The sequence below is a fragment of the Pseudomonas sp. TE3552 genome, assembly GCF_056278945.1.
Genome location: NZ_JBWBQJ010000001.1, coordinates 2,813,504 through 2,828,927, shown reverse-complemented (window position 1 = coordinate 2,828,927; position 15,424 = coordinate 2,813,504). Strand labels below are relative to the sequence as shown.

The window sequence follows — 15,424 nt, the reverse complement described above, 5'->3', positions numbered from 1 at the left end:
GGTGATGTCTCCATTGCAAGCCGTCGGCCAAGGAACCTGGTTGATCCCTTTCAAACCTTGGTTGCATTTGAAAACACCGACGTATCTGGCCTGTGTCGAAACGCGGGCCAGATGAAAGGTTATGTACCGTGATGTCCTTCAGACACACTGTGATACACAGCGGAAGATGACCCCGACATTCGTAATGAAAGTGGGGCTTCCGGGAAGGGCGCTTTCTTTGTGACGACTTTGATGGGGGCGTTTTACGTGAATCAGGAATGGCTGTTTTTGCGCCCAAGCATCCGCTTCAAACATTCACGTTCCTGCGCACCGGACAACATGCCCGTTGTCGTCGCTTCCAACACGGTAATTCCCTCTTCGTTGAGTACCCTGACTTCGGCTTTCGCATGACCGCGTTCATCAATGTCAGCGATGAGCCAATGGCAGGTGATTTGTTCTCCTGGGTACACAGGACGCTTGAACTCAAAACTCATACCAGTGGCCAACCAGCCGATCTGCCCGCCGATCTCGGTAATCAGGCTTGCCGTCAGCAGGCCGTGGGCAATGGGTGCCTTGAACTTGCGAAGTTGCGCGTAATGCGCGTCGCAGTGAACCGGGTTGTAGTCCCGAGAGATTTTAGCGAATTGCCGGATATCGTCCTGCGAAAAACAGCGGACAATGGTGAATCGGTCTCCCACGTTCAGTCCTATGGCGGCACGTTCTCTCGGGCTTTTCATAAAGTTTTCCTGGTAGCGGTGGGGCGGCCGTTAAAAAGTATGCTCGGGGCCTGGAAATGTTCCTGCTTCGACATCCTGGGCAAAGTCTCTTGCGGCGGTATGAAGTACCGAGCGCAGGTCGGCGTACTGTTTGACGAAGCGCGGCATACGGCCGTGACGCAGACCGGCCATGTCCTGCCAGACCAGTACCTGAGCATCGCATTGATTGCCAGCGCCGATCCCGACCGTTGGAATTGAAACCGCGTTGGTGATCGCTGCTCCGACCTCACCTGGCACCATCTCGATCAAAATGGCGAAGGCACCGGCTGCTTCCAGCGCTTTGGCGCTGCTTATCAAGCGCTGCGCATCTTCGCCCCGGCCCTGTACACGATAGCCACCCAGTTGATGTTCCATCTGTGGGGTGAACCCGATGTGCGCCATAACGGGGATGCCCGAGCGGGTGAGTTTTTCGATTTGGGGCAGAACCTCGATTCCGCCCTCCAGTTTGACCGCATGGGCACCAGCCTCCTTCATGAATCTCACGGCGGTATGCAGGCATTGTTCTGGCGAAGCCTGATAAGAGCCGAAAGGCAGATCGGCAATGACGAGTGCCCGTTGTGTCGAGCGGGTGACTGCTCGAACCAGCGGGATAAGTTCGTCGACGGTGACCGACAGCGTTGATTCATTACCGTAGACATTGTTGGAGGCAGAGTCGCCTACCAACAGGACAGGTATGCCGGCATCCTCGAAAATGGCGCCGCTGTACATGTCATACGCCGTCAGCATCGCCCATTTGCGACCTTCCACTTTCATCTGTTTGAGGTGCGGAATCCGAACGCGTGTCGCAGGTTCTACTTGAGGGGAACGGTCGTAGGGCGAAGTTTGCTCGCTCATCGGGGGGGCTCGCTGACAGGGTAAATTAGGCGCGCAACTGCTCAATCAGCAGCACCAGCGCGATGATGATCATGATCACTCCGGACAATCGGCTGACCAGTCGTGCAACGGCAGGACGTGCCCGAAGTACGACTTGTGAGCCAAATCCGACCAGCAGATAGATCACGCCACAACTGACGGTATGGACCAGCCCGAGTGCAATCATCTGCAGGGACACGGGCCATGGCGCGGTGGTGTCGGTGAATTGCGGCAACAGCGCCAGAAACAGTAGAAACACTTTCGGATTCAACCCGCTTACGCAAAGCCCTTTGAACGCCCAGCGCGCCCATGAGTCGGTCGTCTGGCTTTCATCAGCAAGCGGTGTGGAAGGGCGGGCAAGCATATTGCCCCCCAACCAAAACAAGTAACCCGCGCCGGCCACCGTCAGTACGGACATGGCCAACGGGTGGTTGGCGACCAGCGTGCCGACGCCTGCGGCGACGATCAGCGTGGCAATCAAGTGGCCGGATAGCAGTCCGCCTACGGCAGGTAGGACGACCCGATGCTTCAAGCCTGCGGATATCGCGTAGGCCCAATCTGCGCCCGGTGTGATGACGAACAGAATCGACACCGCCCAGAACGCGATGAACACACTGAGGGTCATGGCTTCACCCATGCCCGTTGATACAACGTTGTCTTTTTCATCATCGCTTCCCGTCAATCAAAGATCGCGCCCCTTTGGAAGGGGGCGGTTGTTTATGGCTGAAGGAAGAATAATAAAACTCGGCTAGAATCTTCTTTCAAAGATTGTCGTCATGAGCTTTCTGATTGGAAGGTTTTACTGCGTGGACAGAATTGATCGGAAGATTCTTGCTGAGTTGCAAAAAGATGGTCGCCTGTCGGTCACTGAACTGGCCGAGCGGGTGGGTTTGAGCCTCTCACCTTGTCATCGTCGAGTGCGGGCATTGGAAGAGTCCGGTGTGCTGCTGGGCTATCGCGCGCAACTGGATCCAGCCGCGCTTGGGCTTAACTTCTCCGCCATGGTGTTTGCCACCCTGCGAGAAGGCGATCGGCAAGCGGTCGAGGCATTCGAGACGGCACTGGTGGAGATCCCCCAGGTGGTGGATGCGCAAAGATTATTTGGGGAGCCGGATTACTTGCTGCACGTCATCACCCAGGATCTGCCGGCATTTCAGCGTCTATACGACGAGAGCCTTTCAACACTGCCCAATGTTCAACGGTTGACCTCGACACTGGTGATGAAACGGGTCGTTCAGGATCGGCCACTGCCGTTGTGAGCTTGCGAGAGTTGCTGTGTAGTTGAAGGGCTGTTTCTGGCCGAGAGCTTCCTCTTATCGAGGGTAGTAGTCGACCCAAAACTGCCTGTTATGATAGGCAGAAAACGGCCAGAAGTCGCCATTCAGCTCGACTCGATAATACTCAGCCGACCGTGCATCATGATGCTCGCCACCTTCTCCTGTGCCTCCAGTAGCTTATCAACGCCCAGAAGACGGATTCGCTTACCTCGATTCGAACGGTACTCAAGTAATGCTTGAGCAGGTTGACCCGGACCAGCCGAGGTGCATGACCGCAATGGACCATCCGTTGCGTTTACCCCACCCTTGCAGGGATCTGCAGGCTTTTTCCACCTCACATTCGCGTACACAGCCCCCAGACTGGGCCGATTTGAGCTAGGTGCAGGTATACAGAAAAAACGACACATTTAGCCCGCAGGCGTGGCGGGGGGACGACGGCACGCGCTAGGCGATGCCATACCTAGATCAGTGGCCAGCGCTCCACATTGGTACGGTCGTCGAGGTCGGCCATCCAAACGTGGGCTCTATTGAATTATCCATAGGGTGTGCTGAACTGAATGGCAGGAATCAACGCATCGGAGCTAAACGGAGAGTCAAAATGCGCGTAATTAGAGCGACTTAAGTCGTTAGCTCCATTTGTGCTTCGCACCCAGGTGTCATTTGCCTTGGGCGTTACGCCGAAATCAAATAAAGGGGCATTATGAAAACTTACGTTCCAGATGCTAATGCAAATAAGCACATAAACTTAATTGCTTCCTTTGTGAAAGGTGGGTATTCCGATTTCGATATAGCAATGAAAATGACTGAGCGCGGGTATAAGAACCTTGCGTCAAAAGATGGGGGTTGGGGGCGGGAAGACATAAAGAAAATCAGAGAGTCTTTTAAGCTGGATATGTCGGATAAAATCGTCGTAAAAACATATCAGGGAGACCAACAACAGGCGTTAGTAGCCTTTCAAGTTGATGCTGGCAAGATGGCAGCGTGTGGCTACTTCCCAACGGCCCAAACTTGGACTACGGGATCCTATGGTGCTGGAGCATTTCTATGCGCCATTCTTTTGTGCTTTATTTTTGTCGGTTTTTTGGTATTTATTTATATGCTAGTTGTCAAGCCGGACGGAGCGCTGTCTGTGACTTATGAACTTCGTTCAGTATCTGAAGGGGTGGCCTCAGGAGCGTCTGGAAACGGGAAAAACTGTCCTAAATGTGCAGAGCAGGTGAAGGCTGCAGCAATAATTTGCAGGTACTGCGGCCATAGCTTCGCGTAGGTTAGCTTAAACAAAGTGCTGAACCGACACTGGACGTAACGGGGCATTCGTTCAATCTCCCCCCACACCAAGCGCTGGTGTGGGGGCCTTTTCATCGAACACGGACACCGGTGGCACCTACCCTGATCAACCAGGACCCGCGTCACTGGTTTGAGGCCGTGACTGCGACAGGTAGCTACCGGCCAAAAGCAGTCGGTGGACAGGCTAGTGCCAAATCGGTAGCGTCGACTTGCTACGCTCGTTCACTTAGGACGTTAGCCAAGCCGAATCAGCTCGCTGAGGTACAGGATGAAAGAGATAATCCGAAGAACGCTAATTGTTTTCTGGCTGGTAGCCATCGCAGGTTTTGCTTCCAATATATTTCGTTGGGGGTATTCAATTTGGAAACATGGCAGATTTCGGCATTGTTCACAATACCTATCTGGGCACTCCAGTTCATACTGACCGGAATTATTAATCCATTTGCACTCACATGCAGAAAACTTGAAACCATCAGTCAGGGAAGGAATCATGCCGAATAATTCAGAGTTTCTCGATAAGGCTAGAAACGAAGCGAATGCAGCCTTCGATGATCACTGTAAACAATGGGATTTGCTGCAAAAACTAGCGTCCCCTACCATTGAAGATCTTACCGCATGGCTGGCTGCACGGGACTCCTTCTTCAAAGCACAAGAGAAGTTTGAGAACATTGTTCGCCAAGTTTCAGCAAGATAATTGGCTAACAAGTTATTCAGCGTTACTAGTGTCCGCAAAGGGTCGGTTTCATCCAGAAGTCGGCCGGGAGCGGTCATTGGAATTTCCTCCTCGCTATGAGACAAAGACCGGGAGTCCTGCGGAGTACCAACACATTCAAGGAGAGTTGCACATCATGGATGAAGTCATTACGTACCGAACGGCAACCGTAGAGGATGCACTGACCATTTGTGAGTTGGGCCAGTTGCTTAACGCGGTACATCACGCTGCCCGTCCCGATATTTATGCAGCCGCCACCCAAGATTTTTCACGTGACCTTCCTCACTGGATGAGTTTTTTCGAGAAGCCGGGTCAGGTTGTATTCATTGCGAATGTCGGTCACCAGGCCGCAGCCTTCATTTCTGCCAGCCTGTCGATCAGCTCCGGGCCGCTGATGCAACCACTGGCTATTGTTCGTATCGGATCGGTGTGTGTAGCCGAGCATTTTTGGGGGAAAGGCATTGGTCGAAACCTGGTACAACTCGTTCAAAACTGGGCAATCGAGAACAACGCCCAAGACATAAGGCTGTCTGTGTGGACGTTCAATGCACGTGCCACGCGTCTGTACACAGAGTTGGGGTTTGAGACACGTGCACTCGAGATGGGAATGCGCGTGTAGGGGGGATTCCCTTCATAGTGAACAGAAGTTTTGAGCGACCGTTATGGGTCGACAGTTGCCGGTCGCGAAGGACTGCAATTGACCCATAGCTGACGGTGAAGCAGAGCCAGCTAATGGTACGTACTTGGACGCAAGCGTAATGTTCCATGCGCTGTACCTCCCTTGGAGATCTTCAAAAAAGGATGACTTACATGGATGTTGAAATGGCATATCAGATTGAGGCCGCAGAAAGCGAGTATTTGCGTTCGCGTGTTCAGAACTTGGCAGGGGTAAGCGGAAATCCTTATGGTGCACGTGTTTTTTCCAACGGAGACTTTCCGTGTTTTCAGGTGAGCGCATCACCTAGCCCAATGTTCAACCGCATCTACGGCGACAGCGCCCGTGATCCCCAGGCAGTGTTGAAGTTGCTCAAAGATTCAGCGGAACATTCGGCCGTAACCCCCCTTATCGGGAAACCTTCCGCGTTGGGGCAGTACTCACTTGTGGGCGAAGCGCAGCTTGAGCGTGTGAGGGGCTGGACTCACTTGCAATTCGCGTGTGCCATCGAGAAGGTGATCTTGAGTCGCCACTCATTCGAAATCGAGGAAGTCACGTCAAAAACTCTTGCTCAGTTCGCAGATGTGCATGCGGGCGGTTTTCATACCAAACCAGAATACCGATTGCTGAATCAAGCATCCTTCACAGAGCAGACGTCGAGCGGACGTCTGAAAATCTGTGTCCTGAAAGCTGATGGGAAAGTCGTGGCAGGAGCCTCAATGTATTTGGCCAGTAATGGCATTGCCTACCTTGGAACGGCTGCCACCCGAAAGGATGCCCGGGGCCTTGGCTACCATGGAGCACTGATATCTCATCGAATTGAGCAAGCGAAGAAGCATGGCTGCCACTTGATCGCCGCAACCGCGCTGGCCAGCTCCCAAAGCCGCCGAAATCTGCAACGTGCCGGGTTGACGACATCTCATGCCCAAGCACTGTACCGCCTCGCAGATAACTAAAACGGCTGAATACGACCGTCCGCTTTTGGCCGCTTACTGCCCTCCACGACGGGCAGTAATTGGGCCAGAAACGGACACTCGAACACATCACCTGATCGGCTATCTTTGTAGGGCGAGGCGGTTATCCGTGTTCCGCTGCCAACAATGACCTGAACTGCGAAACGATCTCTGAAGATAGTCCGGCAGCTTCGAACACTGCGCAGGTAAAGCTAACGGGTGCAGGGCCTGGAGCGGTTATGATGCGGTCGGCAACCACAGCCACTTGACTGCTTCGATAAAGTGCGGCGCCTTCATAACCTACGGCATTCTGTTGTAAGAAGTCAGCGCTGTTCGAGGTATGAGAAACCGAGTCGAGAAGCCCGGCCCTCGCAAGTGCCAGCGTTCCCCCACAGATACCGGCAATTGTCGCTCCATTTGAACGACTAGCATGAAGAAAGTCTCGAATGTCCGGTGCATCAGCATGCTCCCAGATCATTCCACCGATGACGACAACAACGTCCGGCTTCCAGTCCAGGCATTGTTGCAAGTTGCTATCCACAGTTACAGCCAGTCCCCCCTGCGAGCGGAACTGCCCCGTAGCAGAGGCGAAAAACCTGACGTCGATCCCATAAAACGGGGATGCGGTTCCTGCAATAAAAGCGTATTCCCAGTCTGCAAAACCGGGTGTCAGTATCAAGCCCACGCGTGCCATCAGTCAGAATCCTCCATGAAAACGACCAACATAAAGCGATAACAAATAGATCTCAATGGCTGCTTCAGGTCGGATAGCGATGGTCTAGCATCGACCGTCACTATGGATGGTCAGACTTCCGTCTGTTCCGCCATTTCCAGGGCATTATCGACCTCGATTCCAAGGGATCTGACAGTGCTTTCAAGTTTCGTATGACCAAGAAGGAGCTGGACAGCTCTCAGGTTTTTCGTCCTGCGATAGATCAGTGATGCCTTGGTTCGCCGTAGCGTGTGAGTACCATACATGGTTGGGGCAAGGCCAATAGCTGTCACCCACGCTTTGACTATTCGAGCGTATTGCCTGGTGGATAGATGGTCTGAGTCGTGCAACCGGGTCGGAAACAAGAAGTCCTCGCTGTGGAGGCGGGCCTGGTGCATCCAAGCCTCCAGAATCATTCGGGTTTGTTCAGTGATTTCAAGTTGCACTAACCAACATCAACCCTTTGTCGCCTCTCGCCTGTTCCCACCGTTTAGAGTCTCTACTTCTACTAAAGCCCTGTGCACATACAGAGAGGAGCGCCCAATGAGCAACGAACAGATGGCACCCGAGACGAAAGGTGTTGCAGTGAAGTTACTTGCAACCGTTGACCTTGGCCCTGAGATCGAGGGCATGGCGGGGCGCCAACTCAGAATGCGGATGGTGACCATCGAGCCTGGAGGCGTCTTTGGGCCGGTTCACAATCATAAAGACAGGCCAGGCACCGTCTACATACTGCAAGGAACGATCACTGACCATCGAGATGGAGTTGCTACGGATTATGGGCCGGGAGTGGGCTGGCCCGAGGACAGGAATACCACGCACTGGCTTGAGAACAGAGGCGCGATTGCGGCGGTGGAGATCTCGGTTGATATTGTCAGGCAAGAGTAGGCTCAGGCCCGACATCAATACGGTTGAGCGGGGCGGCGCCGCTTGCTGCCCTTCAAGCGTCGGCACGCGGGATCATCTTCCTTGTTCTTATTGATCATCAGGCAGTGAACCGATTCCCGGAGAATCAGTTCCTGCGCGACGGGCCGAACCAGGCGGCCCTGCTGCACAAAATGCCTGACCAGATGATCCCAACCCAAAGCGAGAGAGAGGGTTGGCGGCAGGGATGGCAGCGCTGTGGGCGTTCAAGTTTACAGGCTCATAAAACGCCATCAGTGCAATGGATGCGGGCGTCGCTGCACGCTCATTTTTTACCACTCGACAAGGGTGGGGTTCGAGGCGGGACCAATCGCTTGGAGCCCATCGACTCAAACGCCGAAGCCAGGCGAAGCAGGGTCGAATCGTCGTAGGCACGACCGGCGAATGTCAGCCCGACAGGCATGCCGATGTCCGGCATGACACCCATCGGCACCGTTACCGTCGGTACACCCAAGTGGCGGATGGCGAGATTGCCGTTGGCGACCCAGATACCGTTACTCCACGCGATATCCGCAGACTTCGGATCGACATCGGCATTCGCCGGCCCAACGTCGGCTACCGTTGGGAATAGCACCGCATCGAGCCCCAGCCGATCCATCCAGTCCTCGAGGTCGATTCGGCGCGTCTGTTCCAGCCCCCGTAGTCCGTCAGCAAGCGTGGTGATCTTGTCCCACGGCGTAATGCCGCGCTCGGCCATCCGCACATACTCGTCCATGCCAGCGGCGAGGTCGCCCTCCCGGTTGGGTAGCGTGCCCGGGTCGTGGGGGAAGATCAGCGCTCCGTCCACGTCCACCAGACGGTTCAATCGGGGATCGCCGTTGGCCCGAAGAAAATCATCGAACGCCCATGCCGTCAGGTCCCACAACTCATGATGAAGAAACTCTTTGGAAACGATCCCGCGATTGAACACCGTCGGCGCACCCGGACGGTCACCCTCGCAATTGGAGACGAGCGGGAAGTCGACCTCGACCACTTCGGCGCCAGCGGCCTGGAGTGCCTGGCGAGCCTCTTCCCAGAGCCCGATCACGCTAGGGCGGGTGTTGATTCGCTGGCCCGTTGGCCCACCGATGCCGGGCGCTTCGCTCGTGCCCGCATCGGGATCAGCGTTGATGTACATGCGAGGAATGCCGAAGCGTTTTCCAGCGAGCGCATCGCTAGTGGCGGCAAGCGACAAATAGGAGGCGGGACGCACCGAGGCGACACTGGGAATCGGCACCCAGGGTTGCATCCGCCACAGATCGCCCCGCGTGTCGGGATCCGCCGCCACCACCACGTCGAGTATTTCGAGCAGGTCTGCCATCGTTCTGGCAAACGGTACGACAACGTCCATCGTCGGCGTCAACGGCCAGTTGCCGCGCACCGAGATCACTCCGCGCGACGGTGTATAGGCGCACAGACCATTGTTCGAGGCAGGGCCGCGTCCGCTCGACCAGGTTTCTTCAGCCAGTCCGAATGCCGCGAAACTGGCGGCGGTTGCAGCGCCTGCGCCGTTCGATGAGCCCGATGCGAAGGGCGCGGTGAGATAGTCAGCGTTGTACGGGCTCTCCGCCCGGCCGTACACCCCACGCTGCATGCCGCCATTGGCCATGGGCGGCATATTGGTCTTGCCCAGGCAGATCGCGCCGGCGGCGCGTAGCCGTTCGACGGTAAACGCATCGCGATAAGCGATCAGGTTCGCGAAGGCGGGACTTCCAGACGCAGCGGTCAGCCCCTTCACCAGATAACTGTCCTTGGCGGTATAGGGAATGCCATCGAGCGGGCCCAGCGCCTGGCCCTTGGCCCGACGGGCATCGGACGCCTGTGCCTCTTTGAGCGCATCGGGGTTGCGAACCACCACCGCGTTGAGAGCAGTGGGTGTGTCGGCGCCGTCGTAGGCATCGATCCTGGCGAGATAGGCCTGGACAAGTTCAACCGCCGTGGTCTGGCCAGATTCGAGCGCAGCACGCAGTTGGGCCATGGAAACCTCGGTGACCTCGATCATGCTGCTACCGTCGGCTGCTGATGGATGACGCGGTGAATGTTTCCATCACGCTGGATCGGGTACTCCGGGACATCGCTTATCTCAAAATGGGCTTTCATATCGGTTCTCATTGCACTGCAGTACGCGACAGGGTCGGGACATTCAACCTGAGCGTTCTATTTTGCACCAGGACGGGGGCAGGGGAATCGGTGTCAGGGATGTTATGGTAATCGCAATCCACATCTTGTTCAGCAAAACGGAGTCACTGGCATGGAAGTCATCAATCAGTTGCAGCCCGAAGAGTGTGCAGGGATGGAGGACATCCGACACGAAATCGATGCCCTTGATCAGGCCGTTATCAAATTGTTGGGCAAGCGCTTTCGCTACGTGCTGGCGGCCTCGAAGTTCAAGACCTCGGCGACCTCGGTGCGTGCTCCGGAGCGTTTCAATGCCATGCTGGCGACACGTCGTGAGTGGGCCGAGGCCGAAGGCCTGAGCCCGGATGCAATCGAGAAAATGTACAGCGACCTGGTGAATCACTTCATTGCCGAAGAGATGAAGCACTGGGCGGCTCACCAATCCGAAACCTGATTCTGATGTCCGGGTTACGCAGCATTCAATTCAAACGAACACTGCATCCGGCAGCGTCTAATCTGAATAGAGCACCACCACGAACACGCCTCTAGCCTCTTTATTCAGGGGAAACGGGATGACCGGAAAAACAGCGCGCCAATATTTGTCATGGGTCCTATCCTCCCTGCTCGCCGTCAACCTGGCGCTGACAGCGGGATGTGCAGGCAAAGCTGCCACGGCTCGAGGCTCAAGCTGCTACTCAAAAGCGCTACCCACTTCCGGCGAGGGCGGCCTGGCCTGGGGCGCCACCCTGGACGTGGCTCAAAAAGAATCCATGGATAATTGCATGCGCTATGCCGGCCGATCCGGTGGCAAGCCGAATACCTGCCATGTGGTGGTATCGGAGTGCAAAAACTAAAAAACATGCCGCGTGTATACATCACCACGCGGCATGTTTTTGTACGGCATGACCGCGCAGTCAGCTTCCCGCTTGTTTATTCAACGCCTCTTCGGCCGCGGCGATTTCAGCCTGACGCTTGATGATCATCTCGCCCACGGGCGGGCCCTGGAAGCGCCGGTTTTCAAAGGCGAACCAGATGAGGGCGGTCAGAATCAGAAAACCGAGCGTGATGTACAGCGCCCACTCGTTCGGCGGCTGGATACCGATGACAAAGATCAACACCATTGAGAGGATCGAGAGGATGGCGAACAACGAGTACAACGCGCGCCCCATGTTCCACGGTCCCATGGTCGGCCACTTCGAGGTCCCGTAGGTAAATAGGCCGAGTACGATGGGAATGATGAAAGAGAAAAACAGGAAGATCACCGTGCAGGAGACCACAATCGTGTACACCGGCGTTTCGCCGATCGATACCAGGGACGATCCCCAGACGAACAGCACCGCCAGCGTGGCACCGGTCCAGATCGCCGCCACCGGGCTGCGATGGGTCGGTGAGACCGAGGCCAATGCTTTGGAGAAGGGCAGGCCGCCGTCACGGGAGAACGCGAAGATCATGCGTGAGACCGAGGTCACGGTCGCCAATCCGCAGAGCACCTGCGAGATGAAAATCGCCAGGTAAAGCGCCATCTTGATCGCCGGGTTCACTTGGGTGTTCATCGCCCAGAAAAACACGTTCCAACCCTGCTTGGCCGCTTCGTCCATGCTCGGCAGCATCAGGACAAACGAGCAGAGCATGACCCAGCCGAACAGCAACGACCAGGCCACCGAACTGACCATCCCGACCGGTACCGACAGGGTTGCATGCTGGGTCTCTTCGGAGGTATGCGCGGAGGCGTCATAGCCGGTGATGGTGTAGATCGGCAGGAGTAGGCCGAGCATGAAAATCCAGCCGTTCGACACCTGTGGCCAGACGTTGCCGCCGGCTTCGCCGGAATAGTTGCCGAAGGTCACCAACCGGACGAACTCAAAGCTGGGTGCGGCGATCAGGCAGACGATGGTCAGCGCGATGGCCGTGGCGAAGATCAGATAGCCCGAGAAGTCGGTGAGTCTGGCGGTCAGGCCGATGCCGAAGTGGTTACACAAGGCCTGGATGCCGGTCAGGATCGCCAGGAAAATGATCCGCGTGGTGATGGTGTCTGCCATTCCCAGTGCCGGTCCGAAGGCCCCGAAAAAGAAGTAATAGGTACCGACGTTGATCGCGCCGAGTACGGTGATCAGCCCCAACAGGTTGAACCAGGCCGTCAGCCAGCCGGTGAAGCGATTGCCGAGAATCGAGCCCCAGTGATAGAGGCCGCCAGCAGTTGGGAAGGCCGAGGAAATCTGTGCCATGGCCAAGGCGAAAACCCCGGAGATCAGGCAGCCCAGTGGCCAGCCGATGCCGATGGAGGCGCCACCCGCACCCGATGTGCCCTGTGCCAGCGAGTTGATGCCACCCGAGAGGATGCAAATGATCGAAAAGGAAATGGCGAAGTTGGAGAAAGCGCCCATTCGTCGCGAGAGTTGCTGGGCATAGCCCATGCTGTGCAACACCTTGAGGTCGTCGTCTTGTGGCGCGGTGGCGCCGGGTTGGCTTACTGGAGTCATAACGTGTGCTCTTGTTCAGGTTTTGATACACATCCATCCGCGTGGTGCGTTGCGCGATGGGTTTGTCTTCAGCCCCCTGTCGTACTGCTCCTGCCTCTAACGGTTGAAATCCATCCAGGTTGCGTGCTCACACGTTGGCCATGGACAAATGATTGCTCTAGAGGCGGCCATGGAAAGCCGCGTCGAAAATTTCCGCTGCACCGTTGCGCGTCAACGGCAGTGGGTTGCCGCCAGCGCAGGGGTCGACAATCGCCATGTCCGCGATCAGATCGGCCTGGCGGTCATCTACCCCCAGCTCAAACAGCGTATGCGGTACGCCGATGTCCTTGCGCAGCTTGAGGACGAAGGCCAGAAAGCTGTCGAAGCCCGGGGAGGGCAGGCGCAGGTATGCCGCCAAACGCGTGATGCGTTCCTCGATCGCCGGACGATTGAACTTCAGTACATAGGGCATGAAGGTGGCGTTGGTCATGCCGTGGTGGGTGTCGTACAGGGCGCCCACCGGATGCGAGAGGGCGTGCATTCCCCCCAGACCTTTCTGGAAGGCAGTGGCGCCCATCGCGGCCGCCGCGAGCATTTGCGAACGGGCGTCGAGGTCCGAGGGGGTGTGTACCGCCCGTACCAGGGCGTTGGCCACCAGGCGCATGCCTTCCACCGCGATACCTTCGGCCATGGGATGAAACCCGGGGGCGCAGTACGATTCCAGGCAATGGGAAAACGCATCCATGCCGGTGCCGGCGGTGACTTTTGCCGGCATGCCGACGGTGAGGGCCGGATCGCTGATGACCACCCGCGGCATCATTTTGGGGTGGAAAATGATGCGTTTGGTGTGGGTACGCTCGTCGATGATCACCGCCGCACGACCCACCTCGGAACCCGTGCCCGCGGTGGTCGGCACCGCGATGACCGGGGCGATGCTGCTTTCGTCGGCGCGCGTCCAGTAATCGCCGATGTCTTCGAAATCCCAGACCGGTCGAGTCTGGCCGCTCATGAACGCGATGAGCTTGCCCATGTCCAGGCCGCTGCCACCGCCGAAGGCGACCACGCCATCGTGCTTGCCGGCGCGCCAGGCATCGAGCCCACCCGCCAGGTTGGCTTCGACCGGATTGGGTTTGAGCTCGCAAAACAGCGCTACGCCCAGGCCGGCGGAGCGCAAGGACTCCAGCGCCGCCGTGGTGATCGGTGTACGCGCCAGGCCGCTGTCGGTGACCAGCAACGGTCGCTGGATACCTTGGCTGCGGCAGACTTCGGCCAGCTCGGCGATGCGGCCGACGCCGAAGCGGATGTTCGTCGGGTAGTTCCAGTTCGCAGTCAGGCTCATGGCTCAGACCTCGTGGCGCAAATGGAAGGATTTCGCCCGGGTCAGGTGTTCATAGCCAAGGCGCGATAGCGTGACGCCGCGCCCGCTATGCTTCACCCCGGTCCAGGCGAGGGCCGGGTCCAGGTAATCACAGCGGTTCATGAACACGGTGCCGGTGGCGATTTCGTCGCCGATGCGTTCGGCGGCGGCCAGATCCTGGGTCCAGATGGACGCGCTGAGCCCGAACTCACTGTCGTTCATCAAGGCGATGGCTTCTTCGTCGCTGGCCACCGGCATGATGCCCACCACCGGGCCGAAGCTTTCCTCGCGCATCACCGACATCTTATGGGTGACGTCCACCAACACCTGTGGCGCAAGGTAAGCGCTGCCCGGCGCGTCGGCGGGAAAGTCCTTTGGATCGATCAACGCCCTGGCCCCTTGTGCCAGCGCATCGGCGATCTGCCCGCGAACGAATTCAGCGGCGCTCGGCGTGACCAGCGGGCCGAGCGTGGTGGCTTCGTCCAGCGGGTTGCCCAACACGTATTGGCGAGTCAAGGCGACGAAGCGCTCGACAAAGGCCGGGTAAATTTTTTCATCGACATAGAGGCGTTCGACGGCACAACAACTTTGCCCGGAATTGAAGAAGCTGCCGTCCACCAGGTTTTCCACGGCGTGTTCGAGGTTGGCGTCTGCCCGGACGTAAGCCGGGTCTTTGCCGCCGAGCTCCAGACCGATGCCGAGGAAACCTCCGACGCCAGCGTGTTCCATGGCCTTGCCGGCGTTGACCGAGCCAGTGAAGTTCACCTGCTGCACGCGTCCAGAGGCAATGATCGCCCCGGTAGAGACATGATCGAGCAGCAGGTTCTGGAACAGACCTTCGGGCAGATTGGCGCGGCGAAAGGCTTCGGCGAACCGTTCGCCGACCAGCAGCGTTTGCGAGGCGTGTTTGAGGATCACGCTGTTGCCGGCCATCAGCGCCGGAATAATCGTATTCACCGCCGTCAGGTACGGGTAGTTCCACGGCGCGATGACCAGCACCGTACCCAGCGGCTCGCGTTTGATATGACGCCGAAAGCCGGCGACAGGTGTAGGTTCAATCGCTGCCAACGCCTCAGGCGCAATAGCGATCATGTGCCGGGCACGCTCTTCGAAGCCGCGCAGCTCACCGGCGCCGAAGCGAACCGGGCGGCCCATCTGCCAGGCCAGTTCCGGCACGATCTCGACCTTCATCGCCTGCATCGCGTCCACGGCGGCGCTGCAAAAGGCGGCGCGTTCGTTCAGTGGCCGGCGCTTCCATTGCGCCTGGGCGGTTGCGGCAGCCGTCAGGGCTTGCTCGATCTGTACCGCATCGGCACAGCGGCGTTCGGCATAGACCCGGCCATCGACCGGTGAGATGAGCTGAACGGTCTTAGTCATGGTGTAC

At 57.3% G+C, this 15,424-nt stretch carries 16 protein-coding genes and 2 pseudogenes; 9 read left to right on the top strand and 9 right to left on the bottom strand.

Annotated elements, in window-relative coordinates:
* Positions 1-251 precede the first annotated feature (251 nt).
* From ACZ9BB_RS12535 to ACZ9BB_RS12525, 3 genes are read right to left on the bottom strand one after another with little or no spacing between them, the layout of a single operon-like run.
* The gene (locus ACZ9BB_RS12535; RefSeq protein ID WP_476214054.1) at positions 252-716 is read right to left on the bottom strand and encodes a MaoC family dehydratase; all 465 of its coding nucleotides are present in this window, start codon (positions 714-716) and stop codon (positions 252-254) included.
* A 30-nt stretch (positions 717-746) separates the two neighbouring features.
* Entirely contained in the window at positions 747-1,589 is an 843-nt protein-coding gene (gene panB, locus ACZ9BB_RS12530) for a 3-methyl-2-oxobutanoate hydroxymethyltransferase (RefSeq protein ID WP_476214053.1), read from the bottom strand.
* Between the two features lie 25 nt (positions 1,590-1,614).
* Positions 1,615-2,232, bottom strand: coding sequence for a LysE family translocator (locus ACZ9BB_RS12525; RefSeq protein ID WP_476218291.1), 618 nt, complete (start codon positions 2,230-2,232; stop codon positions 1,615-1,617).
* A gap of 181 nt (positions 2,233-2,413) precedes the next feature.
* Between ACZ9BB_RS12525 and ACZ9BB_RS12520 the strand changes: the two genes are divergently transcribed.
* From ACZ9BB_RS12520 to ACZ9BB_RS12495, 6 genes and pseudogenes are all read left to right on the top strand, one after another.
* The gene (locus ACZ9BB_RS12520) at positions 2,414-2,866 is read left to right on the top strand and encodes an Lrp/AsnC family transcriptional regulator (RefSeq protein ID WP_476218289.1); all 453 of its coding nucleotides are present in this window, start codon (positions 2,414-2,416) and stop codon (positions 2,864-2,866) included.
* A 190-nt stretch (positions 2,867-3,056) separates the two neighbouring features.
* Positions 3,057-3,185: pseudogene (locus ACZ9BB_RS12515) on the top strand (VOC family protein); the annotation flags it as partial.
* Positions 3,186-3,584: 399 nt separating this feature from the next.
* Positions 3,585-4,151, top strand: a complete 567-nt coding sequence (locus ACZ9BB_RS12510; RefSeq protein WP_476214052.1) for a zinc ribbon domain-containing protein — start codon at positions 3,585-3,587, stop codon at positions 4,149-4,151.
* A gap of 510 nt (positions 4,152-4,661) precedes the next feature.
* Positions 4,662-4,865, top strand: coding sequence for a hypothetical protein (locus ACZ9BB_RS12505; RefSeq protein WP_476214051.1), 204 nt, complete (start codon positions 4,662-4,664; stop codon positions 4,863-4,865).
* A gap of 154 nt (positions 4,866-5,019) precedes the next feature.
* A complete protein-coding gene (locus tag ACZ9BB_RS12500) occupies positions 5,020-5,502 on the top strand; it encodes a GNAT family N-acetyltransferase (protein WP_476214050.1) in 483 nt (160 codons plus the stop codon).
* 191 nt (positions 5,503-5,693) lie between these two features.
* Positions 5,694-6,494, top strand: coding sequence for a GNAT family N-acetyltransferase (locus tag ACZ9BB_RS12495; RefSeq protein ID WP_476214049.1), 801 nt, complete (start codon positions 5,694-5,696; stop codon positions 6,492-6,494).
* A 121-nt stretch (positions 6,495-6,615) separates the two neighbouring features.
* On the opposite strand, the gene ACZ9BB_RS12490 is transcribed toward ACZ9BB_RS12495, so the two are convergent.
* Both ACZ9BB_RS12490 and ACZ9BB_RS12485 read right to left on the bottom strand, forming a co-directional pair.
* A complete protein-coding gene (locus ACZ9BB_RS12490) occupies positions 6,616-7,185 on the bottom strand; it encodes a DJ-1/PfpI family protein (RefSeq protein ID WP_476214048.1) in 570 nt (189 codons plus the stop codon).
* A 110-nt stretch (positions 7,186-7,295) separates the two neighbouring features.
* A pseudogene (locus ACZ9BB_RS12485) lies at positions 7,296-7,649 on the bottom strand (tyrosine-type recombinase/integrase); the annotation flags it as partial.
* 97 nt (positions 7,650-7,746) lie between these two features.
* Here ACZ9BB_RS12485 and ACZ9BB_RS12480 point away from each other — a divergent pair.
* Positions 7,747-8,091: a cupin domain-containing protein gene (locus ACZ9BB_RS12480; RefSeq protein WP_476214047.1), complete on the top strand. Its 345-nt coding sequence runs from the start codon at positions 7,747-7,749 to the stop codon at positions 8,089-8,091.
* Between the two features lie 301 nt (positions 8,092-8,392).
* On the opposite strand, the gene ACZ9BB_RS12475 is transcribed toward ACZ9BB_RS12480, so the two are convergent.
* Positions 8,393-10,108 (bottom strand): amidase, encoded by a 1,716-nt coding sequence (locus ACZ9BB_RS12475; RefSeq protein WP_476214046.1) that lies wholly within the window; start codon positions 10,106-10,108, stop codon positions 8,393-8,395.
* A gap of 249 nt (positions 10,109-10,357) precedes the next feature.
* On the opposite strand from ACZ9BB_RS12475, the gene ACZ9BB_RS12470 reads away from it, so the two are divergent.
* Complete coding sequence (locus tag ACZ9BB_RS12470; protein ID WP_476214045.1) at positions 10,358-10,678, top strand: isochorismate lyase; 321 nt, start codon at positions 10,358-10,360, stop codon at positions 10,676-10,678.
* A 118-nt stretch (positions 10,679-10,796) separates the two neighbouring features.
* Positions 10,797-11,078 (top strand): hypothetical protein, encoded by a 282-nt coding sequence (locus ACZ9BB_RS12465; protein ID WP_476214044.1) that lies wholly within the window; start codon positions 10,797-10,799, stop codon positions 11,076-11,078.
* A gap of 60 nt (positions 11,079-11,138) precedes the next feature.
* Here the strand turns inward: ACZ9BB_RS12465 and ACZ9BB_RS12460 are convergent, their stop codons facing one another.
* The 3 genes from ACZ9BB_RS12460 to ACZ9BB_RS12450 all read right to left on the bottom strand — a co-directional run bounded on the left by ACZ9BB_RS12460 (position 11,139) and on the right by ACZ9BB_RS12450 (position 15,417).
* Positions 11,139-12,704, bottom strand: coding sequence for an amino acid permease (locus ACZ9BB_RS12460; protein WP_476214043.1), 1,566 nt, complete (start codon positions 12,702-12,704; stop codon positions 11,139-11,141).
* A gap of 157 nt (positions 12,705-12,861) precedes the next feature.
* A complete protein-coding gene (locus ACZ9BB_RS12455) occupies positions 12,862-14,022 on the bottom strand; it encodes an iron-containing alcohol dehydrogenase (RefSeq protein WP_476214042.1) in 1,161 nt (386 codons plus the stop codon).
* A 3-nt stretch (positions 14,023-14,025) separates the two neighbouring features.
* Entirely contained in the window at positions 14,026-15,417 is a 1,392-nt protein-coding gene (locus ACZ9BB_RS12450; protein ID WP_476214041.1) for an aldehyde dehydrogenase family protein, read from the bottom strand.
* Positions 15,418-15,424: the final 7 nt, after the last annotated feature.